Here is a 20,627-nt window from a genome sequence, read left to right on the forward strand (position 1 = left end):
ACGATTCCTAAGTTCCAACGTCCAGATGAACGGGGTTTTCTAACCAAAATTGCAATCAATCATGCCTACGATAATACAATTATGCAAACCTCGCTAATCACCGGAGTTCTTGAATCACTCCGCATCGGGATCGGATTCCTTTGACCGCGGCGTGGGCGATTATAATGGGGATTACGATCACGAGTCTTGTTCAAGTCTACGTATCCAAGGAGCGAATGGCACAAGTTCTCGGTGACGGCGACGTGAGTGGACTCGCTAAGGCGACCCTGTTTGGAGCTGCGAGCAGTGGGTGTAGCTTCGGAGCTGTAGCCATCGGGAAAGGGCTCTTCAAGAAAGGTGCCCATGCAGTCAACTTCATGGCGTTCATGTTTGCGTCGACTAATCTCATCGTGGAGCTCGGGCTGATGATATTCATTCTGTTGGGTTGGGAGTTCCTTCTTGCAGAACTTCTCGGTGGGGTTGTCCTCATTATTGTCATGGCAGGCATCGTGCATCTCACACTCCCCGAGAATCTGTTCGACGAAGTTCGAGACAGTCTCAATGAGCACGATACTCAATCGGGTGTTACTGAAGACCCCACCTGCGGAATGGAAGGAACTGACAAGTTTTCACTCACGACCGAAAACGGTGAGACGCTAAAGTTCTGTTCGGAGGGATGCATGGAGACGTATCGCCAAGAGAAATCAAGTTATGGTGGATTGCGTGAGGAGTTTCTGTCTTGGGGAGGCTGGTATAAGATTGGAAATCAATACCGTAAGGAATGGTCTATGATCTGGACAGATGTCATCGCAGGGTTTCTCATCTCCGGGTTCGTGATTGTCTTTGTCCCGCAGTCAGTCTGGGAAACCTTGTTCATCCAGGGTGATGGCCTCCTCGTAACGGCAGAGAACGCTGTTATGGGAGTTGCCATTGCCGTCGTCAGTTTCGTCGGTAGTATCGGCAACGTCCCGTTCGCGGTCGCACTTTGGGGTGGTGGTGTCAGTTTTGCAGGTGTCATCGCATTCGTCTACGCAGACCTGATTACCATCCCCGTTCTGAACGTTTATCGGAAGTACTACGGGTGGAAAGTAATGCTGTACATCCTTGGTGTCTTCTTTGTGACGATGGCGTTCAGTGGTTTCCTTATGGAATTACTCTTCAATACTTTGAACATCATTCCGAACCTTGCAGGTGGGGAGACAGCAACTGAGAAAAGCTACTTCAAAGTTGACTACACGTTCTACCTAAACCTCATTGCCTTCGTCTTCTCCGGGTTCCTCCTGTACGTTTATCGGCGCGGTCTCGGCGCACCTGGCCGGTATCGCGATCCGGTGTGTGGAATGCGAACCGACGACAGCGATATATCGTCGGCTCACGACGGCGAAACGTACTACTTCTGCTCGCAACGCTGTAAGCAATCCTTCGAGCGGAATCCAACTGAATTCGCCCATGCACATCCAGAGGCAAGTACGTCTCAGGGCCATGACCACCATTGAGCACTGACCCAAGAGATTGAATTGGAGTGATTGCTCACCGTAATTGCGTTACCCAATCAAAACTGGTACACCTTCGTCCCACTACTACTCTCGTATGAGACAGTCTCTTCCCAAACGGTGGTTGAGATGAATCGCCGGCGCGCTGATACAGTAGCCGGTAGTTTGGTTGTTGTGGTTCTCATCGTCGGCAGTATACTCACTTGGCAAGCATACCAACAACAGCAGGCTTTCGAGCAAATGGGATCGATGATGGGCACGTCGATGGGTGCGGTTCATGGAACAAACCCACTCTTGTACATCCTCGGAACGCTTGTTGTTTCGGCTATTCTCGGTGGCGGATACCTTGTGATTCGCGACGAAATCGCCGGTACAGTAGTTGATGAGCGTTCAACAACTGAAATGGCGAATCCAACCGATCCTGAGAGTGTCGAATCGCAGGAAGGGGCCGTACAATCAGAGGAGAGTATACATCCAGGATCCCAGTCACAAGACCGCGTATTGGATCTCTTGCCGGATGACGAACGCCGAATCCTCGAACCGATTCTCACTTCGCCCGGTCTCACACAGATCGAACTCCGAGATCGTTCGAACTTCTCGAAGAGCAAGGTCAGCCAAACGGTGAGCGACTTGGAAAAACGCGGCTTGCTGTACCGCGAGCGACAAGGGCGTACATATCGCATCTATCCCAGCGACAACTTACAACAGAAACAGGCGAACTAGCGGAGTTTTTCGGGAATCCGTGTTCGCTCACCGTTTCAAGAAGGCAAAACTCGGATCACGGATGTCCATATGGACTGCTTTCATCGCAAGTCCTTGACTTGCTGACCGCGAAAATGAACCTGATGACGTCCCCAGAACTTCCTCGGCGTAAGCTCCTCTAATTGTCGCGGATATCGACTCTTGGAGCACTTGTGGGGTGGCCAGTCCGTTTCCAGGCACCGACGATGATGGAGGTTCTCCGGTGAATCCCCGTCCAACTGTCACAGTTGCGATGGATGTCTCCGTTAGGCTCACTGTGACTTTTAGGAACATTCGACCAGCTTTGATTGCGTCGACGACCACTTGATCGTAGGATCGACAGTACCTTGGGATAGAGTTCCACGTACGGGAAGGTGACGTGCTCAGCTTTTGGTGCTATTCCGCCGAATTCGAGCAGCATGAACAGTCTCACCTCTAAGACACGATTAAAACGCTGTATAAACATTCTCGAACGTTCTCCTGGGTGAGTTCACGCCCATCGAAATAACCCCCGAGCGGTTCTACGAATAATCGAGGAGAAGGACAATGACCAACATTAAACTTGGACGCTGGCTGCTCGTGGCAACCGCCATCGTCGCACTCGTGTTCGCTGCCCCCGTGGCCAGCGCACACAGTACCGACACGACTGCAGACGAGGCCCCCACCGCCAACGCTACCGCTGATGACTGGACGGTCTGGATGGAGACGCAGATGACCGAGCACATGGGATCTGCTGGCATTGAGTGGATGGAGTCGCAGATGGGTGTGACAGTCGGCGAGATGGGTCAAGATATGGCTGACGAAGAATACCATAACGGCGTAAACGTCCAGTACCCCGGTGAGATGAATAGGCAAGATCACTGCTGAAGGCTTCCGTTTCGATCTTTCCAACTAAAAACCGCTGTTCACTAACGCAAGATAATGACACAACTCAACACTTACACCGGACGCACTGCTCGTCGACTCGCGATCCTCGCCGTCCCGTTGCTGGTCGCGACGACTGGAACAGCTGCTGCACACGGTAGTGGGGGCTATAGTGGGGGTATGATGGGTGGGAGCGGATGGGGCCTCTTCGGCGGAGCAATGGGGCTCTGGGGCCTCCTTTGGATGGGGATCCTCATCGCTATCCCGCTATACCTCGTCTATGCGCTCCTCGACCGAGGATCCGCCGGAAACGATAAACAGACGTTGTAGGTACTACGCAAGCCAACACCCGCGGGAAGTTATCTGCCGTTGAATTCGTGCGCCAGCAAAAACAGTATGAACCTACTGGATGACAAACAGAGCGTCCATCTCCCATCCAATGATTGTATGTTTAAATGAATTTGAGCCGGCGACCGATGTAGAGACTGCATTCAGATTACAGCCTTTATAAACGATCCATCGTAGTCTTGCGGATGTTGATCGTTCAAAAATTGAATGGGCGCTGCAGGATTTGAACCCGCGACAACTTGGTCCGAAGCCAAGCACTCTGTCCAAGCTGAGCTAAGCGCCCACACTGCCTTCTTCCGATGCTCGAATAATAAGGGCGTCGGTCTCTCCATCGTGGGCCAGTCGATCACACGGCTCCCGGAACCACCTCATTTATTCACCATCACCGACCACCGGAGCGTATGGCGTCGTTGTCGCCTCCGCTCCGAGCGGCGGTCGAACTCACCCGCCCCGGCAATGCGGTCGCCGCCGGCGTACTCACCTTTACCGGCGCGTTCGTCAGCGGCGGCGTCGTTGCCGCGCCGGCTGCCATCACCGCAGCAGTCCTCGCGACCGTCGCCGCGACCGCCGGCGGCAACGCGATCAACGATTACTTCGACCGCGACATCGACGCGGTCAACCAACCTGATCGCCCGATCCTCGCGGTGCGATCTCAGCCCGTGGCGCACTCGGCGTCAGTATCGCCTGCTTCGCCGTCGCCACCATCGCCGCGCTGACGCTCCCGCTCGTCGCCATCGGCATCGCCGTCGTCAACCTCCTCGCGCTCGTCGCCTACACTGAGTGGTTCAAAGGCCGCCCACTCGTCGGCAACGCGCTTGTCGCCTATCTCACCGGCAGCGCGTTTCTCTTCGGTGGCGCGGCCCTCGGCGACCCCTTGGCGCGGGCGTGTTGTTCCTGCTGGCTGCAGTCGCCACGCTCACCCGAGAGATTGTCAAGGACGTGGAGGACATCGCTGGCGACCGACAGGAGGGGCTGCGAACGTTTCCGATCGTTGTCGGCCGAACCCCCGCGCTATGGGCCGGCGTCGCCGTGCTCGTGGTCGCTGTCGTCGCGAGCGTGCTCCCGTATCTCGACGGCACCTTCGGATTGAGCTATCTGCTCGTCGTCGCCCCTGCTGATGCAGTCATGCTGTGGGCCGCACTCTACTCGTTCCGCGATCCGACCGTGAGCCAGCGGTGGCTCAAACGTGGGATGTTCCTTGCGACCGCGGCGTTCGTGGTCGGGCGAGCGATGGTCGTCGTTGGCTGAGTTGCTGTCGACGCCACTGCCGGTGACTCTTTGTCGTGGGACGTCGATAGTTCCTGTATGCCAGTCACTGACGATGACGCGCTCAGCGACGTACTCCATCTCGATTCAGTTGCTGTCGTCGGCTGTTCGACGACCGCCGGGAAGGCAGCCCACGAGATTCCCGCCTATCTCCAGCGCCAGGGCTATGAGATCCATCCGGTCAATCCCTACGCCGACACCGTCCTCGGTCAATCGGCTGTCGATTCACTCAGCGACGTTGACGCGGCGGTCGATCTCGTCAACGTGTTCCGGCCGAGCGAAGAGGTCGCCGGTATCGTAGAGGAGACGCTCGCCCGTCATGACGCTGCGGGCGATATCGAGGCCATCTGGCTCCAACTCGGCATCACCAACGATGAAGCCCTTGCCGACGCCGAGGCTGCTGGGCTCACAACGGTTCAAGATCGATGTATGAAAGTCGAACACCAACGGTTGCTGGCTGACTAACGTGGTGGTGTCACAGTCGGCGACGAGCGACGGCCAATTATTGCACTGAATCGCTGTCGTCGTTGCTGTCGGCCGCTGCATCGCTGTTACCGCCGCCAGCCGAATCAGATCCGTCGCCGTCAGCATCGTCTGCTTCGACCGGAATCTCTTCGCTATCGTCTGTCGTCGCCTCGCTGTCGCCATCGAGATCGGCGTCGTCGACAGCGGCTTCGATATCGACATCGAGTTCCTCGCCGATGGCTTCCAGAATCACGCGCTGTTCGGCGATCTCGGCTTCGAGCGACTGGACTCGGCCGCCGGTGTCCTCGACTGTCCGTTTGGTTGATTCGACCTCCTTGCGGAGGGCGTTGAGTCGGCGATACATCTTCTCGGCGGTGTCAGCCACCGTTTGGATCTTCTTGGCGGTGCTTCCGAGTCCCATGCCTCATCGTTGGCCGCCCACATTGTGTGTGTTGTGGTTGTCGCTGTGACCGCGTGTGTCGTGGCTCTCACCCCGCCCGAGTGTTTTTCGTGCTGCCGCTGTGACGGGATGTATGGACGCGCCGCGAATTCTGTTGACCAACGACGACGGGATCGACAGCGTCGGGTTCCGGGCGCTCTACGAGGGACTCTCTGCGGTGGGCGATGTTGTCGCCGTCGCGCCGGCTGACGACCAGAGCGCGGTCGGTCGAACGGTCTCGGAGGTAGTCGAGTTTGCCGACCACGAGTACGGGTATGCGATTCATGGCACCCCGGTCGACTGTGTGATCGCCGGCCTCGGCTCGATCTGTCCCGACGTTGATCTCGTTGTTTCGGGCTGCAACAAAGGCGGGAACCTCGGGGCCTACGTCTTGGGACGCTCTGGTACCGTTAGTGCGGCCGTCGAAGCGGCGTTCTTCGGCGTCCCCGCGATCTCAGTGTCGATGTATATCGAGGGCGGCGACGACTGGCAGTCGCTGGCGACCGAGCCAAGCGATTTCGCTACAGCGCGTGACGCGACCACGTATCTCGTCGAGCAGGCGACCACCGAGGGTGTCTTTGCCGCAGCTGATTACCTCAACGTGAACGTTCCCTTCCGCGACAACGCTGGCGTCACCGGCTCGATCCCGATGCGGGTCACCCGGCCCTCGATGCGGTATGAGATGGGTGCCGAACAGAACGGGAGCCGCGAGATCGAACTCAGGGATGGCATCTGGGATGTCATGCGTGGCGACAGCGTCGACGATCCGGTCGGCACTGACCGCCGGGCGGTCGCCGACGGCGAGATCAGCGTCTCGCCGCTGACCGCGCCACACTCCACGCAGCACCACGACGCCTTAGATGAGATCGTCGCTGACTACACGTCGAACACTGAAACTAACGCCGACGCAGAATAGCCGATTGCTCGCTTAGTCGTCCGATTCAGCAGTGGCCGCGCCGGCGTCGGTCGCTGCGGCGGCCTGCTTGCGATCAAGTTCGTCGAGGTAGTCGTCGGCATCGAGGGCGGCCTGCACGCCCATCCCCGCGGCCGTGGCAGCCTGCTGGTAGTGGAAGTCGACGACATCGCCCGCGCCGAACAGCCCGTCGACGCCAGTGTTGGTTTGGCCGCCGCCGCGACCACCCTCGGTAATGAGGTAGCCGTCGTCGTCGGTGTCGACGCCGATGCCGTCCAGATAGTCGGTGTTTGGGGTGTGACCAATGGCATAAAACACCGCGCCGGCGTCGAACTCGAACTCCTCGGTCTCTGGGTCGTCGAGTTTCTCGGTCGGGTGCCCCTCGGGATTCGAGACCATCGTCACGTGGTCGATGCCGTCCTCTTGGCTGCCGTGGAGCTCAGTCACCTCGGTGTTGCGCATGATCTCGATCTCGCCGGCGTCGACTTTCTCCATCACGCGGTCGATCCACACGTCCTCCGCACGGAACTCCTCGCGGCGGTGGACGATGTAGACCGTCGAGGCGAACTTCGTGAGGAAGTGCGCTTCCTCCATGGCGGCGTCGCCACCGCCGACGACGACGATCTCCTCATCGCGGAAGAACGCGCCGTCACAGGTCGCACATGTCGAGAGCCCCCACCCCATCAACTCGTCTTCGCCGGGGATCCCGAGCGTTCGCGCGCTCGCGCCGGAGGCGGCGATCACGGCGTCAGCGGTATACACGGTATCGTCGGTGAGCGTGATCCGGAACTGGCGGTCGGCTCCCTCGCCGTCGACAGTGACGTCTTCAAGGACGCCGTTTTCGATCTCCGTGCCGAACTTCTTGGCTTGGGTTTTCATCTCGTTGATGAGATCCGGTCCGGAGATGCCCTCAGGGAAGCCCGGATAGTTCTCGACGTCGGTTGTCAGCGTGAGCTGGCCGCCGGGCTCGTCGCCCTCCAAGACGAGCGGCTCGTTGTTCGATCGTGCGGCGTAGATCGCCGCCGATAGGCCGGCGATTCCGCTGCCGGCGATCACGAGTCGCCGGTGATCGGCTGCAGGTGTCTCTGTTGACATGGGTGTCTCTACGCACAGGGATCGTATGTAGGTTGTGCGTGCAACGATACCGGACCAACCCCGACGCGACGCAGCCGGGAGTTGCTCGGCCGCGTTAGAAGAGTTCCAGCAGTTCCTCGTGATCGTCGACCTTGTCGGTCACATCGGTGTAGATGGCGAACCCCTGGTTGTCGCCGTAGGGGATGCCACGGTAGAGGAACGTTGTCTCGCCGTCGGCGGCCGCGCGGGTAACGAACGCGACGTTTGATCTGCCGTCGGCTGTGCGCTCGTCAAACTGCTGGGCTTCGGCTTCGTGGTCGGCGGGGACGATAAGATCGTTCAGCGGGAGCCCGATCACGCGCTTCATGTCGGGGCTGAACAGATCTCGAAAGGCGTGGTTGGCGTCGACGATGATCGGCTCACCGTCTTCGATCTCGAATTTGACGACGGCGTCGTCGATCTGGTGTAAGAGCTGCCCGAACTGGGTCACAAACTGATTCGATGTTGCGGTCATGGTGGGGCTGACAGCGGGGTGTGGTGTGGAGTGCCTCTTCCGCATTCGCTGGTACTCGGTTGCGAGTAATAAGTTTTCCGGCATTTTCACCAATGATCGTCCATTATATACTGGGGAACAATAGTGATACTCAATCTAATTTGGGATATGAGTTGTTTCTCTGAACTATCAGCCATAGCAGCCAAGAAGAACACAACATCGCAGCACCGCGCTCACAGCGGGCACAACGGGATTTGAACCCGCGGCCGTCGGATTAGAAGTCCGACGCTCTGTCCAGACTGAGCTATGTGCCCCATCGGATGCTCACGCCAGTTCGTAAAAAGCCGTTTGGGTTCGAGACAGCAAGTCAGCACACCTAAGTCCCGCAGTCCGCTACCGCGAGTATGCACGTACTCGGAACCGTTGGCCTCCCCGGTAGCGGCAAAGGCGAGTTTGCCGACGTGGCCCGCAACGCGGGTGTGCCGGTCGTCACGATGGGGGATGTGATCCGGCAGGCCTGCCGTGACCGCGGGCGCGACCCCGCCGAGGCCCACGGTGAGGTTTCCAAAGCCCTTCGGGACGAAAACGGCCCGGCAGCGATCGCCGAGCAGTCGCTGCCACACATCCGCGAGCACCTGGCCGACGATGACACCGACACAGTCGTCGTCGACGGCCTGCGGTCGATGGTCGAAGTCGACGCCTTCACAGATGCGTTCGGCGACGAATTTTCGATCGTCAGCATCGAAGCCCCCTTCGACCTCCGTGCGGAGCGACTCGGCGAGCGGGGTCGAGACGGCACCGACACCGATCTCGAAGCCCTCCGCGAACGCGACGAGCGCGAACTCGGGTTTGGCATGGGCGACGTGATGGACGCCGCCGACTACCGGATCAAGAACACTGACAGCCTCGATGCGTTCCAGTCCGAGGCGCGCGAACTGCTCTCCCAGGTGGGGGCCAATGATCTACAGCATTGACGTGCGGATCGAGGCGCCGGTCAACGATACCGAGGTCACCGACCGGGTCGCCGACGCCGTCGGCAACGTCTTCCCGAACGCCGAGTTCGACCACGAACCGGGGCTGCTCGTCGGCGAAACCCACACCCTCGATCCGTTTTCGGATCTGCTGTACGAACAGGAAATCCTCGATACCGCCCGCCGAGAGTTCCACAAACACGCCGACGACGAGGGATTCAGCTTCGCACTGAAAAAACAGGCGGCCTTCCAGGGTGTCATCAACTTCGCGGTCGGCAACCCCGACGAGCTCGGTGATATCGAGGTGTCGGTGACGGTTCGAGAGCCGGATGTCGCGTCGATGATCGATCGTGTCGCGCCACCGACTGAGGACGGCACACCCGTCGATCCAGCGTCGAAAGCGGAGTAGGTCTGCCATTAACACCCGACTTCCTTCTCTTCTGATATTATCGCCGAAAACGACGCACATCTGTTTCTAAACAGTCTAAAGGATTTTCAAAGCGTCCTAAATAATCGAGCAATCACCGTTTTCGCCGTTTTTCGGGGTGAATTTACTCCAACGCTCTGGCCACTATATGTGGGTATGGGTCGTTGGGATGGATAGACGGTGAGCACGACATGAAAGGCTTCCAATCGACGCGACGCATCGAAACGGCTGCGACGAGTGCAGCCGCGAGCACTGTTCGCCGCGGACAGCACCTCCTCCAGCATGGACAGCGAGCCCTCCACACCACCGTTCGCTGGCTTGGCTTTTGGGCTGCGATTGTCCTCCCGATGGTGTATCTCCCGGTGCTTGCCGCCGAGATCGGCCCCGCCCCCGGCCCCGTCGGACTTGGCCTCCTCGGCTGTCACCTGCTTGCACTGGTCGCTGGCCACAACTACAACACCCACGATCTATGAGTACATCCCACCACACCCCCGCTGACGACGCACGCACAGCCCCCGACCGATCAAGCGACGACGCCGACGACGCCACCACGGAGTCGACGGCGACGAAACAGCAGCGACTCGCGTCCTATCTCCGCGAGCAGGCTGCCGACGGCGAGGTGTACTTCAAAAGCAAGTTCATCGCCGACGATGTTGATCTCTCAGCCAAGGAGATCGGCGCGCTGATCCTCAAACTCCAGGATTCGGTCGCCGATCTCTCGATCGAACGCTGGTCGTACACCAGCGCGACGACGTGGCGCGTCGAACGAACCAACTGACCGGCCGGCTCACCGTCACCCACACTCCTTCGAACCGTAGATAGATACGACAGTCACCACTACAGCCACAGCGTGTGCGAGTGCTATCGAGTCTCCAAGCCATCGAGTGGCCTTGTCGCGACGGCCAAACGCCATGTCGAAACCGGCAGCGACGCGGCTGCTGACCCCTCCGATATCATCGACGCCGTAGTTGACAGCACAGCGGCAGCACTGACCGACCGCGGTATGGGCACACTGACTGCGGCGTTTGCGATCCGGCGGGCCGTTTTTGTGGCCGAGCAGGGCGTTGACTCGTCTCTCGAATGGGACGATGCTGAGACCGAGGCGACCCACCTGCTTCTCGTTGTCAACGAACGATCAGTCGGGGTTGCCCGCGCACGACAAATTGACGACTCCACAGTGAAAGCCGAGCGGGTGGCTGTGCGGCGGTCAGCCCGCGGCGAGGGATGGGGACGCCGACTGATGGACGCTGTCGAGGCTGTCGGTGTCGACGCCAACGCGAGCCGCTGTGTCCTCCACGCCCAGCAGCGTGTCGAGAGATTCTATGACAAGCTGGGCTACCGAACTGTCAGCGAGCCCTTCGAGGAGGCCGGTATTCCGCATGTGAAGATGGAGCGTGCGTTGTCGACACGGTAGCACCACCGGCAGCAGGCTGTGGTCGCCACCGGCAGATCGCCAGCAGCACGATGACGGTAAGACTGATGAAAACGATTTTCAGGGCCGTGTTGACGACGATCACCTTTGTCCCGAACTCAGCGCCCCAGATGCCGTACTGGAATGGGATCGATCGCTTGAACGTCGAGACCGCAAACGAGATGATCCCACCAAGTAGTAGCGTCGCTACCGCCTGCCGGGGGTGAACACATCGCCCAACAAGGGTGCGATTGTCGCTGCCCCCGACGTTGTATCGAGCGTGTAGACAGCAATCACCGGCACAGCGGCTGCTGGCAGTCCGACCAACGCGACGAGCGGATCGGCCGAGCCGGTGATGCTCGTAATATCATACTGGCCCACCAGCAGCGTGACCAGCGTGTAGATGATGACGAGCCGTGGGACGAGCCGCTGCAACGTCGGTCGCGTCCGCTCCCACGCCGCCAGCAGTCGCTGTTTGGGTGTTTGTTCCTCGTCGTCGAAGGCGTCGGGATCAAGCTGGACATCATCATCGAAATTGGCCTCCGAGAGCAACAGCGCGCCGGCGAGGATGCCGACCAGCGTGATCGCCAAAGAAATCAGTGCGCGCGAACTCACATACAGGACGCCGACATGCACCCCGAGAATCGGGATAAGCACCGGAATATAGTAGGTAAAAACGTGTTGGGCGAAGCCGAAGAACGTGTTCATCACGACGGCGATCAGCGTCGCCTCGTCGTCGAGATAGCCCGACTCCCGCAGATCGGCCAGCATCGAATAGCCGGCCGTCGTTGAGGCGGTCGTCGTCAGGATCGCGGTGCCGACCTCATCGGGAAGGTTGGCCGGGCCGGTCAACAGTCGCGAGAGGCCGGCGATCTTCTCGACCAGCCCGAAGGCGACAGCAACGTTGGCGAGATAGACTGAAACCGACACGAGAGCGGCGATCCGGGCGACACGCGGGGCCACCTCGATGAGCGCGTCGACGACGACCGAAACGGAGTCGACAGGCAGCACAGCCGACCCTCCGAACGGCGCGCCCAAAGCCGCGTCGGTCTCGACGCTGTGGTTTTTACGCTCTGGGACAGACAGCGCGTATGCCCTCACTCACAATTGAGACCGACAGCCGAACCGAGTGTCTCGATATCACCGACCGCGTGGCGGCGACGCTCCCCGACGATGCCAGCGGTGTCTGTACCATCTTCAGCCAGCACACGACGATGGGTGTCGTCGTCAACGAGGCCGAATCCCGCCTGCTCGATGATCTGGGGGCTGCACTCGATGACCTCGTTGCTGACGACGGCTGGCAACACGACCAGATCGACGACAACGCCGACAGCCACGTTCGGGCGATGCTCGTTGGTGAGAGTGTGACTGTCCCTGTCGCCGACGGCGAGCTTCAACTCGGTCGCTGGCAGTCGATCCTCGCGGTCGAATGCGACGGGCCACGAAGCCGGACGCTTACTGTCCGCGTTCACTGACCGGTCGGCGGAACTTTATCGACGGCCGCCAAACCTGCGGTCAATGCACATCCTCCTCACCAACGACGACGGGATTGATAGTCCGGGCCTTGCTGCGGTCTACGAGCATCTGACGCCAACGTGGGAGGTGACGGTCGTCGCGCCCGCCAGCGATCAAAGCGGCGTGGGGCGGTCTCGCTCTGATCTCTCTTATGAGCGCGCCGACGAGATCACCATCGACGACCACGAGTGGGGGTATGTCGTCGACGGTACTCCAGCCGACTGTGTCGCCGTCGGCCTCCGCCACATTCCCGAAGCCGAGGAGATCGATCTCGTTGTCTCGGGCGCGAACAACGGGCCGAACGTCGGCAGCTACATTCTGGGCCATTCGGGGACAGTCGGCGCGGCCGTCGAAGCAGCCTTTCTCGGCACGCCGGCGGTCGCGGTCTCCGGCTACGACCACGAGACGTACTTTCCCGAGGACGGCGACAACTCCTTTGACGCGATCGGTGCGGCAACCCGTGATCTCCTCACCCTAATCGAGGATACCGCTGTGTTCGACGGCGAGGTCGACTATCTCAACGTCAACGCCCCGGCGACGGGTAGCGATACGCTCGCGGTGACCAAACCGCTGGCCGACTACGATACCCGCGTCGTCGACAGCGACGGTGAGACCAACGTCTTCGAGAGCAACTACTGGGCAACCCATCCGGTTGAGGGTGAGGGGTTCCCGATCGGTCTCGACAACTACGCAGATGACTACCCGTCGTGGAGTGACCGCGCTGCCATCGTTGACCGCGAGATCAGCGTTACCCCGCTTGGGATGCCGCAAAGCGTGGTCGATCCGCCGGCTGATTTCGTTGCTGCGCTGGATCGGTATCCGCTCGAAGAATCATAGTCGATCGGCCGTGGCTGTGTGACAGGACGGTCTACAGCTCACATCATGCCGCCGGGGCCACCGCCGCCACCGAGGCCGCCAAGCCCGCCCTCGCCGTCTTGCATCTTTTTCATCATGCGCTGCATGTCGCCGTCGCCCATCCCCTGGAACTGGTTGAGCGTGCGATCCATCATCTTGTGCTGTTCGAGCAGTTCGTTGACACGCTCGGTGTTGGTGCCCGAGCCACGGGCGATGCGTTCGACCTGGCTGGCACTGATCGAGCGTGGCTCCTCAAGTTCGTGGTCGGTCATCGAATCCATGATGACGTTGAACTCCCGCATCCGTTCTTGGGTTACGTCCATCGCGTCGTCGGGGAGTTGATCCATCATCCCGCCACCCATCCCGGGGATCATATCCATCACCTGATCGAGCGGGCCCATGTTGTTCATCGTCTCCATCTGCTTCTGCATATCCTTCAGGGTGAAACTCCCCTCAAGGATGCTTTCGGGATCCCAATCGTCGTCCTCGGCTCCCGTCTCCTCCATCGCGCGCTCGACGCGCTCGGAGAGCTGTTTGAGGTCGCCCATCCCCAACAGCCGCGAAATGAAGCTGTTGGGCTCGAAGCGTTCGATATCCTGCACCGTCTCGCCGGTGCCGAGGAAGGCGATCGACGAATCGGTCTCGTTGACGGCGGTGAGCGCGCCACCACCCTTGGCTGTCCCGTCAAGTTTGGTGATCGCAACGCCCTCAACGCCGATGGCCTCTTCGAAACGTTGGGCCTGCTCTTTCGCGCCCTGACCAATTGCGGCGTCGAGCACGAGCAGCCGGGTGTCGGGATCGACGACCGAATCGATCTCCTCGATCTCGGCGATCAATTCTTCCTCTAAGGCGTGCCGACCCGCCGTATCAACGATGTGAACTTCGGCCTGCTCGGTCGCTTCGAGGCCGTCGCGGGCGATCTGGACTGGGTCGTCGGAGTCGGGATCGCCGTAGAAGTCGACCTCGGCGTTGCCGGCCATCTGTTTGGCCTGATCGTACGCGCCGGGGCGGAACGTATCAGTCTGAATGATCGCCGGCCGCAAGCCCTTCTTGGAGAACCACCACGCCATCTTGGCGGCGGTCGTCGTCTTCCCTGAGCCCTGCAGACCAGCGAGTAGGATCGTCTGGGATTCCAAGGGCAGTTCGGTGGAGTCGCCGACGAGCTCGACCAGTTCCTCGTAGACGATCTTGAGGACGTGATCGCGGGCGGAGGTGCCGCCGGGCGGCTCCTCATCGAGGGCGCGACCTTTGATCGCATCCGACAGCTCCATGACGAGGTCGACCTCGACATCGGCCTCCAGCAGCGAGCGTTGGATCTGTTTGACGACTTCTTGGATGTCGTCTTCTTCCAGCCGGGATTTCCCGCGGAGGCCATCGAGGGTGCCCCGCAGCGAACTCCCGAGATCATCGAGTACCATTTGTCCGTGTTAGACGGCCGGATAGCTAAAGTGTTGTTCGTCCGATGGCGCGGTGGCGATGACGGCGGGTGAACTGGCAGAGCACTTTTTGTGCATGCGGCCGACATACGTACGTATGTCACAACCGGAGTCAAACGAAGACGATCCCGAGATCGACCGGATCAATCTCCGGATTTCGCGGTCGTTTTTGGACGTTGTTGACGCGACATGGCGCGAACGCGGGTTCAACAGCCGCAGCGAGTTCATCCGCTATGCGCTCCGTGATTCGGTGAACCATCCCGAAGGCGCGGGGTTTTGGAAGGATATAGCGATCAGCGAAACCCAGTTCAGCGAGGGCGACGGGGTGCCGAGCGAAGCGATCAAATCGAGGTATGGCACCGACGACGAGTGACGACGGGTGGGAATGGGAGTTGTCGCCGCAGGCGGAATCCCAGTTGGCAGCACTACAGTCCGACACCCAACAACAGATTATCGACAAGCTCGACGAAGTGGTCTCCTCGGAGTGGCGTGAACCCGCGGAGTTTCTCGAATCGCTAACGAACTCACCGTTTCAGAAGCTCCGTGTCGGCGGCTATCGACTCGGCTGTCGGATACGACAGGAGACGCAGGTTGTACGCGTCGAAAGTATCCGGAAACGCGAAGGCGCGTACAAAGGCGACGATTGAGTGAGCCGGATGTCGACCGTAACGCGACTGCTCACTGACGCAAAAAATCGAGATGATCAAACGTGACTGTCAGTGAGCTCCCCATTTGCTCACCGATCGATCCAGTTGATATGTGTGGCACCGCAACACCTACACCCACCAACCGCCTACGAACCGCCTCCACGCTGTAGTTCCGATAGTATGAAACACACTCTGCCGATTGTTGCGCTGCTCTGTTTCACCACGCTGCTACTGCTCGGTGCGACTGCCACCCCTGTCTCCGGTGCTCCCGCCGAGACAATCAACCCGCAATCACCTACAGCAGATCGCCTTTCAACCCCTCTGCCGACGCGTTCCAGTCGAACAGCGACCGCCCGTCCGCAGATGAGGGGATCCGATCGGCTCCAGAATCACAGACAGTCATGCCGTCGACCATCGACCCCCACCGGCAACGAATACGACCGCCGCGCTGGAGTTACTCCGCGTCAACGAGGTGTGGACTGGGTTCGACACGCGCGGCGAAAACACAACGATCGCCGTCCTTGATTCCGGAGTTGCCACCGACGCCCACCAGTCATTCACACTGGCCGACGACGGCTGGAAGGACTTCGTTGGCAACCGGAGTGACCCCTTCGACGATCGCAACCACGGCACGATCACCTCTGGCGTCCTCGTCGGCACCGAAACTCCAGACGGGACACGCTTCGGGGTCGCACCGAACGCAACGCTGCTCCACGGGAAGGTGATCGACGGCGACGGCACCGCCCGAACCACAACCGTCCTTCGGGGTGTCGAGTGGGCAATCGATCAGCCCCAGCAGCCCGATGTGTTGCTGATCAACGTCGGCCACAAGCGCGTCTACTACGATCGATACATCGAGGCGATCGAACGAGCGCGGGCGGCAGGGATCTACGTCGTCGTTCCCGCAGGCAACGAAGGCGACGGTGGCATCACCTCACCGGGAAGCGTCTACAGTGCGCTGTCGGTCGGCGCGACCAACGCCACCGGGGCTGTCGAAGACTACTCGGTCGGCAACATCGTTTCGACCCGCGCTCGCTGGGGGCGGGGCCGATCTACGAGTATGATTGGCCGGAATCGTACGTCGTGCCGACCGTCGTTGCCCCCGCGACGACCATCTCGACAACCGCCGATGGTGGCTTCACGCGCACCGCAGGAACCAGTTTTGCCGCGCCCCACGCCGCCGGCGTGGTCGCGCTCATGCAGGCCGCCAGCGATCGCCAGCTTACACCGGCCGAGATCGATCGCGCGCTCTTGGAGACCGCTCGCTACCCGGGAACGACGCCGCCTGACACACGGTACGGGTACGGTGTCATCGACGGCTACGACGCGGTCGCAGCGGTCGCTGATCGACCCCCATACTTCGCGGTCACGAGACTCACCCACGACGGCCCAACTGATCACCGCCTCGGCCGAAACGAGCCTGTTGCCTTCGAGGCGACGATCAAAAACGTCGGCAACGTCACCGACAGCCAACTCGTGATACTCTCCGTGGACGGCGAGCGGGTTGGCTCTCGTCGTGTCACGCTCAATGGGACAGCCACCACAACGATCCGGGGAACGCGCGGGATCGCCTGTGCTGCACCTCGAACGTCCTCGATCACGGTCACGACAGCCAACACGAGTCTCTCGATTCCGGTCGATGTCTGTCGCAACTGATCGCAACGCGGCAGCGATGCAGATTTATTTTCCCAGCGGCGAGGGTGACCTGTGAGTCCGGTTTCGCGGCGTGCGGTGGTGGGCACACTCGCCGCCGGGGTGGCGACCGCGCTTGGCGGCTGTGCGGCGAGTGAGACAGCACCAGCTTCGGAGCCGACATACATCGCCTCGCTCAGTACCGAACGACGCGCCAACCCGCGGGTTGTTGACCTCCTCGTCGAACTGGTCGAGGATCACGATGCGACACGCTTGGTCGTCGTCACCGAGTCGGATACCAGCGTCTTTCAGACACAGCTCCGCCCGGAGCAACGATTCGTCCGTGTGCCGCTGGAGGATGGGGTTGATGCCATCCTTCACCCGATCGCAACTGTCGAGTCGCTGCAACACGAGCTTGTGCTCTACGACGGGGAGACGGAACTGACACGGCGGCCGTGGCAGCCGACGATCGATATCGACTACGAGCTCAGCCTCCAAAACAACAGCAGCGTCGACATCGTCAACAGCATCGAGCTCACACTCCAGAACAACAGCGATATTCGCATGCGCCCGCTACGAGCCTTCGTCGCCGACGGATTTCTCACAGCAGCCCATGGGGTCGAGCAGATCGGCCAGATCACGCCGACGACACCGACATGGGCAGCGGGCTGGGAGCGGACGTATCTGCTCGTCGCCGACCAACCGGCGGTCGGCTCAAATCTGCTTTCGCCACCCGGGAGGGAGTGTTTCACTGAGCCCCAACGCGTTGAGCTGGTCATCGAGTACGAACAACCGATTACCGATCGCCTTTCGATCGCAATGGCACTCGCTGGCGACCCCCGGTCGGCTGATGGCCAGACCGGCAACCGCAGCGTGTACTGTAGCCAGCCGGCGATCGAATCGTGGGAGCTTATTGAGCGAGAGATCTCTGCTTGAAACCGACTACAATCAGAACACAGGCCGGCGGCTATTTTTCTGGTTCTGCTGCTTCATTCCTCAAAAGCAGCGATTAGACTGCGTTACTCGTCGTTACCGAGCAGCTGATCGACCAGTTCCTCGGGTTCGAAGGGCTCGAGATGCTCGTAGCCCTGCCCTGTCCCGAGGAAGAGAATCGGTTTCCCGGTGACGTAGGCGATCGAGATCGCCGCGCCGCCGGAGGCATCAACATCCGCTTTCGTGAGGATCGTGCCGTCGATTGCGGCGGCGTCGTTGAACTCTTGGGCGCGCATGACGGCGTCTTGGCCGGCGACGGCCTCGTCGACGAACAGCGTCATATCGGGGTCGACGACGCGGTCGATCTTGGCCAACTGCGACATCAGGTCGTCGCTGGTGTGGAGTCGGCCGGCCGTGTCACCGAGGACGACATCCACGTCGTTGGCCTCGGCGTACTCGACGCCATCATAGATGACGGCGGCGGGATCGCCACCCTGCTCGTGGGTGATGATCTTCCGGTCGAGGTTCTCGGCGTGTTGTTGAAGCTGTTCGTTCGCGCCGGCGCGGTAGGTGTCGCCGTTGGCCATGACCGAACTGTAGCCACGATCAGCCAGATATTCCGAGAGCTTGGCGATCGAGGTCGTCTTGCCGACGCCGTTGACGCCGGTGAAGACGATCGTGATCGGTTTGTCGGCGGCGGCGATCCGCTCGTCGAAATCGAACTGGCCGACGCTGATCACATCAACGAGGGCGTCGTGGAGCGCGCGCTCGACGAGTTCGCCGGTCGTTTCGACCTGTTTGCGCGTCTCGCCGATCATCGTCTTCTCGACGGTCTCGAGGATCTCCTCGGCGACGCTCATCTCCACGTCGCTCTCCAGCAAGGCCATCTCAAGCTCCCACAGTGGGTCTTCGAGATCGTCTTCCTCGATGATGACCTTGCCGGTGGCGAAGGCGGCCGCGCGTTTCAGCGTGCCCGGCCCCGATGACGACGCGTCGTCGCTGTCGTCTGCGTCGTCGCTATCGGTCTCGTCGGGTTCGACAGCCTCGGCCGCGCTGTCGTCGCTGTCAGCATCGTCAGCATCAACACTTGCTGACGCTGGGGCTTCAGCGTCGGCAGCGTCGGCACTCGCGGTCGATTCATCAGCGTCGTCGGCTGACTCGTCCGCATCGTCGGCCGCCCCCTCGGCGGTTTCCTCGACATCCTCCCGGAACGAGTTCAGCTTGTCTTTGAGTCCATCAAACACGGCTTGTCCTCAGTGGGTTGCAGCGAGGTGTTACTCGTCGCCGCCCTGCATCTCTTCCATCTTCGACATCTGCTGTTGCTGCTGTTGCTGCATCCGCTGTTGGATCGCCTGGGCCTGTTTTTCGAGGTCTTCGGTCTCGTCTTCGAGCTCCTCGATCTCGGCTTCGGTCTCCTCGATGGTCTCCTCGATCGTGTCCTGTTTGGAGCGGAGGGCGTCGACGGCGTTGTCTTGTTCCTGTTCGGCCGCGTAGCCGCCGCCGAGGCTGACGATGACCTCGTCGATATCCTGGATCTCCGCGCGAAGGTAGGCGTCGCCGCCGATCGGCACCTGCACCGTCGAGCCGCTGTCGAGAGTGTCGAGGGCGTCGATCGCCTCGTCGATCTCGGCGTGTTCGGTCTCAAGCTCGTCGATCTCGGCCTCTAGTTCTTCGACCTCAGCGTCGAGCGCTTCGAGCTGTTTCTGGAGTTGCTGGAGCTGCTGACCGCCGCCACCGCTTCCCATCATTGTGCGGACACCTCCTGAATCGTGACCTGCGTTCGTTTGAGCCCGTGCTCGCTGCCAAACTGCGAGAGGATGTGCTCGCGGGCGACATTTTCGTTTTCGGCGTCGATCTCCTTTGTGAAGGTTCGCGGCCCGGTTCGGCCGTCGAACTCGCCGCGAATCGTGAACTGACTCATGCCTCGGTGTTCCGGCAGCAACGGGGAAGTATCTTCCTACTCGGGGCGAGGCTGACCGACACCCCGATGGCACTCATCGACGCGGTGAAGTGGACACTGTCAGCGAAAACCGATAGCTGATGCGGTGGCCCGCTACTCGATGAAGCCGAGGGTGTCTTCGATCCGTCCGATCTCCGGGCCGGTCGTCTCCTCACCGACAACAAAGCCCTCATCGGTGGCGAGCAGCCCCGAGCCCAACAGCGGTGTCCCGTAGTTGACGGTTCCGAGGTCGACGTAGGCATCGAGGTGCTCCTCGATCGTTGTCAACTCGGCCTCCCGCGCTTGCGGGTGACACAGCACGCCGGTGTTGGTGGCGACGGCAGCGGTGCCGACGGTCTGTCGATCACCGAGCCCGCCGCGGACAACCGGCACGTCGAGGGTCTCCTCGACGACCGAGACCGCCTCGTCGTCGAGCTCAGGATGGACGTACGCGCCGGTGTTGTTGGCGAGCACCACGTTGCCGGCAGCGTTGATGCGGCCGGGGAGTTCGGCGATGACGCCGTCGGCGGCGTCGGCGATCGTCTCCCGTTCACGCTCGGTGAGTTGACTGGAGACAACGAGCCCGCTGTCGTTGCCGGCAGCCAACGAGCCGACCGTTCCGGAGCCACCGATTGTCGTCGACACCGCGGTGACGCCGAGTTCCTCGGCGATCGCATCGGCTGTCTCGTCGTCGATATCACGCCGGACGAGCAGACAGCCGGTGCTCGCATGCGCGAAGACACCGACGTACGGCGAGCCGGCAACAGTCGTGCGTAACACGGTGGA

Annotated in this window: 23 protein-coding genes, 2 tRNA genes and 4 pseudogenes; 18 read left to right on the forward strand and 11 right to left on the reverse strand. The window is 60.6% G+C overall.

Annotation, left to right across the window (positions count from 1 at the left end):
• The first annotated feature begins 81 nt into the window (after positions 1-81).
• The 3 genes and pseudogenes from ACFQJB_RS02720 (at position 82) to ACFQJB_RS02730 (ending at position 3,080) form a co-directional block, all read left to right on the forward strand.
• Positions 82-1,475 (forward strand): annotated as a pseudogene (locus ACFQJB_RS02720) (permease).
• 126 nt (positions 1,476-1,601) lie between these two features.
• Positions 1,602-2,195, forward strand: a complete 594-nt coding sequence (locus ACFQJB_RS02725; RefSeq protein ID WP_379723663.1) for a helix-turn-helix transcriptional regulator — start codon at positions 1,602-1,604, stop codon at positions 2,193-2,195.
• 564 nt (positions 2,196-2,759) lie between these two features.
• Positions 2,760-3,080: a hypothetical protein gene (locus tag ACFQJB_RS02730; RefSeq protein ID WP_379723666.1), complete on the forward strand. Its 321-nt coding sequence runs from the start codon at positions 2,760-2,762 to the stop codon at positions 3,078-3,080.
• 553 nt (positions 3,081-3,633) lie between these two features.
• Here the strand turns inward: ACFQJB_RS02730 and ACFQJB_RS02735 are convergent.
• Positions 3,634-3,708: transfer RNA gene (locus ACFQJB_RS02735), tRNA-Arg, on the reverse strand.
• 118 nt (positions 3,709-3,826) lie between these two features.
• On the opposite strand from ACFQJB_RS02735, the pseudogene ACFQJB_RS02740 reads away from it, so the two are divergent.
• Positions 3,827-4,673 (forward strand): annotated as a pseudogene (locus tag ACFQJB_RS02740) (geranylgeranylglycerol-phosphate geranylgeranyltransferase).
• Positions 4,674-4,730: 57 nt separating this feature from the next.
• Positions 4,731-5,156 carry a CoA-binding protein gene (locus ACFQJB_RS02745; RefSeq protein ID WP_379723669.1) on the forward strand — a complete coding sequence of 142 codons (426 nt, stop codon included), beginning with the start codon at positions 4,731-4,733 and terminating at the stop codon, positions 5,154-5,156.
• Between the two features lie 37 nt (positions 5,157-5,193).
• Here ACFQJB_RS02745 and ACFQJB_RS02750 read toward each other — a convergent pair whose 3' ends face one another.
• Complete coding sequence (locus ACFQJB_RS02750) at positions 5,194-5,577, reverse strand: DUF5798 family protein (RefSeq protein WP_379723672.1); 384 nt, start codon at positions 5,575-5,577, stop codon at positions 5,194-5,196.
• Positions 5,578-5,689: 112 nt separating this feature from the next.
• Here ACFQJB_RS02750 and surE (ACFQJB_RS02755) point away from each other — a divergent pair, with 112 nt between their 5' ends.
• Positions 5,690-6,511 (forward strand): 5'/3'-nucleotidase SurE, encoded by an 822-nt coding sequence (gene surE, locus ACFQJB_RS02755; protein ID WP_379723675.1) that lies wholly within the window; start codon positions 5,690-5,692, stop codon positions 6,509-6,511.
• Positions 6,512-6,523: 12 nt separating this feature from the next.
• On the opposite strand, the gene ACFQJB_RS02760 is transcribed toward surE (ACFQJB_RS02755), so the two are convergent.
• The 3 genes from ACFQJB_RS02760 to ACFQJB_RS02770 form a co-directional block, all read right to left on the reverse strand.
• On the reverse strand, positions 6,524-7,603 hold the full coding sequence (locus tag ACFQJB_RS02760; RefSeq protein ID WP_379723678.1) for an NAD(P)/FAD-dependent oxidoreductase: 1,080 nt from the start codon (positions 7,601-7,603) through the stop codon (positions 6,524-6,526).
• A 94-nt stretch (positions 7,604-7,697) separates the two neighbouring features.
• On the reverse strand, positions 7,698-8,096 hold the full coding sequence (locus ACFQJB_RS02765) for a PAS domain-containing protein (RefSeq protein ID WP_379723681.1): 399 nt from the start codon (positions 8,094-8,096) through the stop codon (positions 7,698-7,700).
• A gap of 218 nt (positions 8,097-8,314) precedes the next feature.
• Positions 8,315-8,389: transfer RNA gene (locus ACFQJB_RS02770), tRNA-Arg, on the reverse strand.
• Between the two features lie 90 nt (positions 8,390-8,479).
• Between ACFQJB_RS02770 and ACFQJB_RS02775 the strand changes: the two genes are divergently transcribed.
• From ACFQJB_RS02775 to ACFQJB_RS02795, 5 genes are all read left to right on the forward strand, one after another.
• Positions 8,480-9,049 (forward strand): AAA family ATPase, encoded by a 570-nt coding sequence (locus ACFQJB_RS02775; protein ID WP_379723684.1) that lies wholly within the window; start codon positions 8,480-8,482, stop codon positions 9,047-9,049.
• The gene (locus tag ACFQJB_RS02780) at positions 9,033-9,455 is read left to right on the forward strand and encodes an RNA-binding domain-containing protein (RefSeq protein ID WP_379723687.1); all 423 of its coding nucleotides are present in this window, start codon (positions 9,033-9,035) and stop codon (positions 9,453-9,455) included. Before ACFQJB_RS02775 ends, ACFQJB_RS02780 begins: the two co-directional genes overlap by 17 nt.
• Before the next feature lie 182 nt (positions 9,456-9,637).
• On the forward strand, positions 9,638-9,946 hold the full coding sequence (locus ACFQJB_RS02785) for a hypothetical protein (protein ID WP_379723690.1): 309 nt from the start codon (positions 9,638-9,640) through the stop codon (positions 9,944-9,946).
• Positions 9,943-10,251, forward strand: coding sequence for a DUF7123 family protein (locus tag ACFQJB_RS02790; RefSeq protein ID WP_120100781.1), 309 nt, complete (start codon positions 9,943-9,945; stop codon positions 10,249-10,251). The genes ACFQJB_RS02785 and ACFQJB_RS02790 overlap by 4 nt, the downstream gene beginning before the upstream one ends.
• 72 nt (positions 10,252-10,323) lie before the next feature.
• On the forward strand, positions 10,324-10,887 hold the full coding sequence (locus tag ACFQJB_RS02795; protein ID WP_379723693.1) for a GNAT family N-acetyltransferase: 564 nt from the start codon (positions 10,324-10,326) through the stop codon (positions 10,885-10,887).
• A gap of 37 nt (positions 10,888-10,924) precedes the next feature.
• Here the strand turns inward: ACFQJB_RS02795 and ACFQJB_RS02800 are convergent.
• Positions 10,925-11,892 (reverse strand): annotated as a pseudogene (locus tag ACFQJB_RS02800) (nucleoside recognition protein); the annotation flags it as partial.
• 83 nt (positions 11,893-11,975) lie between these two features.
• Here ACFQJB_RS02800 and ACFQJB_RS02805 point away from each other — a divergent pair.
• A complete protein-coding gene (locus ACFQJB_RS02805) occupies positions 11,976-12,359 on the forward strand; it encodes a secondary thiamine-phosphate synthase enzyme YjbQ (RefSeq protein WP_379723696.1) in 384 nt (127 codons plus the stop codon).
• A 43-nt stretch (positions 12,360-12,402) separates the two neighbouring features.
• The gene (gene surE / locus ACFQJB_RS02810; RefSeq protein ID WP_379723699.1) at positions 12,403-13,236 is read left to right on the forward strand and encodes a 5'/3'-nucleotidase SurE; all 834 of its coding nucleotides are present in this window, start codon (positions 12,403-12,405) and stop codon (positions 13,234-13,236) included.
• 38 nt (positions 13,237-13,274) lie between these two features.
• On the opposite strand, the gene ACFQJB_RS02815 is transcribed toward surE (ACFQJB_RS02810), so the two are convergent.
• Entirely contained in the window at positions 13,275-14,672 is a 1,398-nt protein-coding gene (locus ACFQJB_RS02815) for a signal recognition particle protein Srp54 (RefSeq protein ID WP_379723702.1), read from the reverse strand.
• A 115-nt stretch (positions 14,673-14,787) separates the two neighbouring features.
• Here ACFQJB_RS02815 and ACFQJB_RS02820 point away from each other — a divergent pair, with 115 nt between their 5' ends.
• The 5 genes and pseudogenes from ACFQJB_RS02820 to ACFQJB_RS02840 all read left to right on the forward strand — a co-directional run bounded on the left by ACFQJB_RS02820 (position 14,788) and on the right by ACFQJB_RS02840 (position 17,905).
• Entirely contained in the window at positions 14,788-15,063 is a 276-nt protein-coding gene (locus ACFQJB_RS02820; protein ID WP_379723705.1) for a ribbon-helix-helix domain-containing protein, read from the forward strand.
• Positions 15,044-15,337 (forward strand): type II toxin-antitoxin system RelE family toxin, encoded by a 294-nt coding sequence (locus ACFQJB_RS02825; protein WP_379723708.1) that lies wholly within the window; start codon positions 15,044-15,046, stop codon positions 15,335-15,337. The genes ACFQJB_RS02820 and ACFQJB_RS02825 overlap by 20 nt, the downstream gene beginning before the upstream one ends.
• A gap of 472 nt (positions 15,338-15,809) precedes the next feature.
• A pseudogene (locus ACFQJB_RS02830) lies at positions 15,810-16,301 on the forward strand (S8 family peptidase); the annotation flags it as partial.
• A gap of 119 nt (positions 16,302-16,420) precedes the next feature.
• Positions 16,421-16,993: a S8 family serine peptidase gene (locus ACFQJB_RS02835; RefSeq protein WP_379723711.1), complete on the forward strand. Its 573-nt coding sequence runs from the start codon at positions 16,421-16,423 to the stop codon at positions 16,991-16,993.
• A gap of 51 nt (positions 16,994-17,044) precedes the next feature.
• Positions 17,045-17,905 (forward strand): hypothetical protein, encoded by an 861-nt coding sequence (locus ACFQJB_RS02840; protein ID WP_379723714.1) that lies wholly within the window; start codon positions 17,045-17,047, stop codon positions 17,903-17,905.
• A gap of 83 nt (positions 17,906-17,988) precedes the next feature.
• Here the strand turns inward: ACFQJB_RS02840 and ftsY are convergent, their stop codons facing one another.
• From ftsY to ACFQJB_RS02860, 4 genes are all read right to left on the reverse strand, one after another.
• A complete protein-coding gene (gene ftsY / locus ACFQJB_RS02845) occupies positions 17,989-19,146 on the reverse strand; it encodes a signal recognition particle-docking protein FtsY (protein WP_379723717.1) in 1,158 nt (385 codons plus the stop codon).
• A gap of 30 nt (positions 19,147-19,176) precedes the next feature.
• Positions 19,177-19,650 carry a prefoldin subunit alpha gene (gene pfdA, locus ACFQJB_RS02850; protein ID WP_379723720.1) on the reverse strand — a complete coding sequence of 158 codons (474 nt, stop codon included), beginning with the start codon at positions 19,648-19,650 and terminating at the stop codon, positions 19,177-19,179.
• Positions 19,647-19,823, reverse strand: a complete 177-nt coding sequence (rpl18a, locus tag ACFQJB_RS02855) for a 50S ribosomal protein L18Ae (protein WP_120100759.1) — start codon at positions 19,821-19,823, stop codon at positions 19,647-19,649. Before rpl18a ends, pfdA begins: the two co-directional genes overlap by 4 nt.
• A gap of 132 nt (positions 19,824-19,955) precedes the next feature.
• On the reverse strand, positions 19,956-20,621 hold the full coding sequence (locus tag ACFQJB_RS02860; protein WP_379723724.1) for a translation initiation factor IF-6: 666 nt from the start codon (positions 20,619-20,621) through the stop codon (positions 19,956-19,958).
• Positions 20,622-20,627: the final 6 nt, after the last annotated feature.

Origin of the sequence: Halonotius sp. GCM10025705 (assembly GCF_042662885.1) — an archaeon.
Lineage (GTDB): Archaea > Halobacteriota > Halobacteria > Halobacteriales > Haloferacaceae > Halonotius > Halonotius aquaticus.

Bases quoted from the DNA above. Each gene is read 5' to 3' on its own strand.
- ACFQJB_RS02725 (WP_379723663.1), top strand. From the start codon at position 1,602: ATGAATCGCCGGCGCGCTGATACAGTAGCCGGTAGTTTGGTTGTTGTG.
- ACFQJB_RS02730 (WP_379723666.1), top strand. From the start codon at position 2,760: ATGACCAACATTAAACTTGGACGCTGGCTGCTCGTGGCAACCGCCATC.
- ACFQJB_RS02745 (WP_379723669.1), top strand. From the start codon at position 4,731: ATGCCAGTCACTGACGATGACGCGCTCAGCGACGTACTCCATCTCGAT.
- ACFQJB_RS02750 (WP_379723672.1), bottom strand. From the start codon at position 5,577: ATGGGACTCGGAAGCACCGCCAAGAAGATCCAAACGGTGGCTGACACC.
- surE (WP_379723675.1), top strand. From the start codon at position 5,690: ATGGACGCGCCGCGAATTCTGTTGACCAACGACGACGGGATCGACAGC.
- ACFQJB_RS02760 (WP_379723678.1), bottom strand. From the start codon at position 7,603: ATGTCAACAGAGACACCTGCAGCCGATCACCGGCGACTCGTGATCGCC.
- ACFQJB_RS02765 (WP_379723681.1), bottom strand. From the start codon at position 8,096: ATGACCGCAACATCGAATCAGTTTGTGACCCAGTTCGGGCAGCTCTTA.
- ACFQJB_RS02775 (WP_379723684.1), top strand. From the start codon at position 8,480: ATGCACGTACTCGGAACCGTTGGCCTCCCCGGTAGCGGCAAAGGCGAG.
- ACFQJB_RS02780 (WP_379723687.1), top strand. From the start codon at position 9,033: ATGATCTACAGCATTGACGTGCGGATCGAGGCGCCGGTCAACGATACC.
- ACFQJB_RS02790 (WP_120100781.1), top strand. From the start codon at position 9,943: ATGAGTACATCCCACCACACCCCCGCTGACGACGCACGCACAGCCCCC.
- ACFQJB_RS02805 (WP_379723696.1), top strand. From the start codon at position 11,976: ATGCCCTCACTCACAATTGAGACCGACAGCCGAACCGAGTGTCTCGAT.
- surE (WP_379723699.1), top strand. From the start codon at position 12,403: ATGCACATCCTCCTCACCAACGACGACGGGATTGATAGTCCGGGCCTT.
- ACFQJB_RS02815 (WP_379723702.1), bottom strand. From the start codon at position 14,672: ATGGTACTCGATGATCTCGGGAGTTCGCTGCGGGGCACCCTCGATGGC.
- ACFQJB_RS02820 (WP_379723705.1), top strand. From the start codon at position 14,788: ATGTCACAACCGGAGTCAAACGAAGACGATCCCGAGATCGACCGGATC.
- ACFQJB_RS02825 (WP_379723708.1), top strand. From the start codon at position 15,044: ATGGCACCGACGACGAGTGACGACGGGTGGGAATGGGAGTTGTCGCCG.
- pfdA (WP_379723720.1), bottom strand. From the start codon at position 19,650: ATGATGGGAAGCGGTGGCGGCGGTCAGCAGCTCCAGCAACTCCAGAAA.
- rpl18a (WP_120100759.1), bottom strand. From the start codon at position 19,823: ATGAGTCAGTTCACGATTCGCGGCGAGTTCGACGGCCGAACCGGGCCG.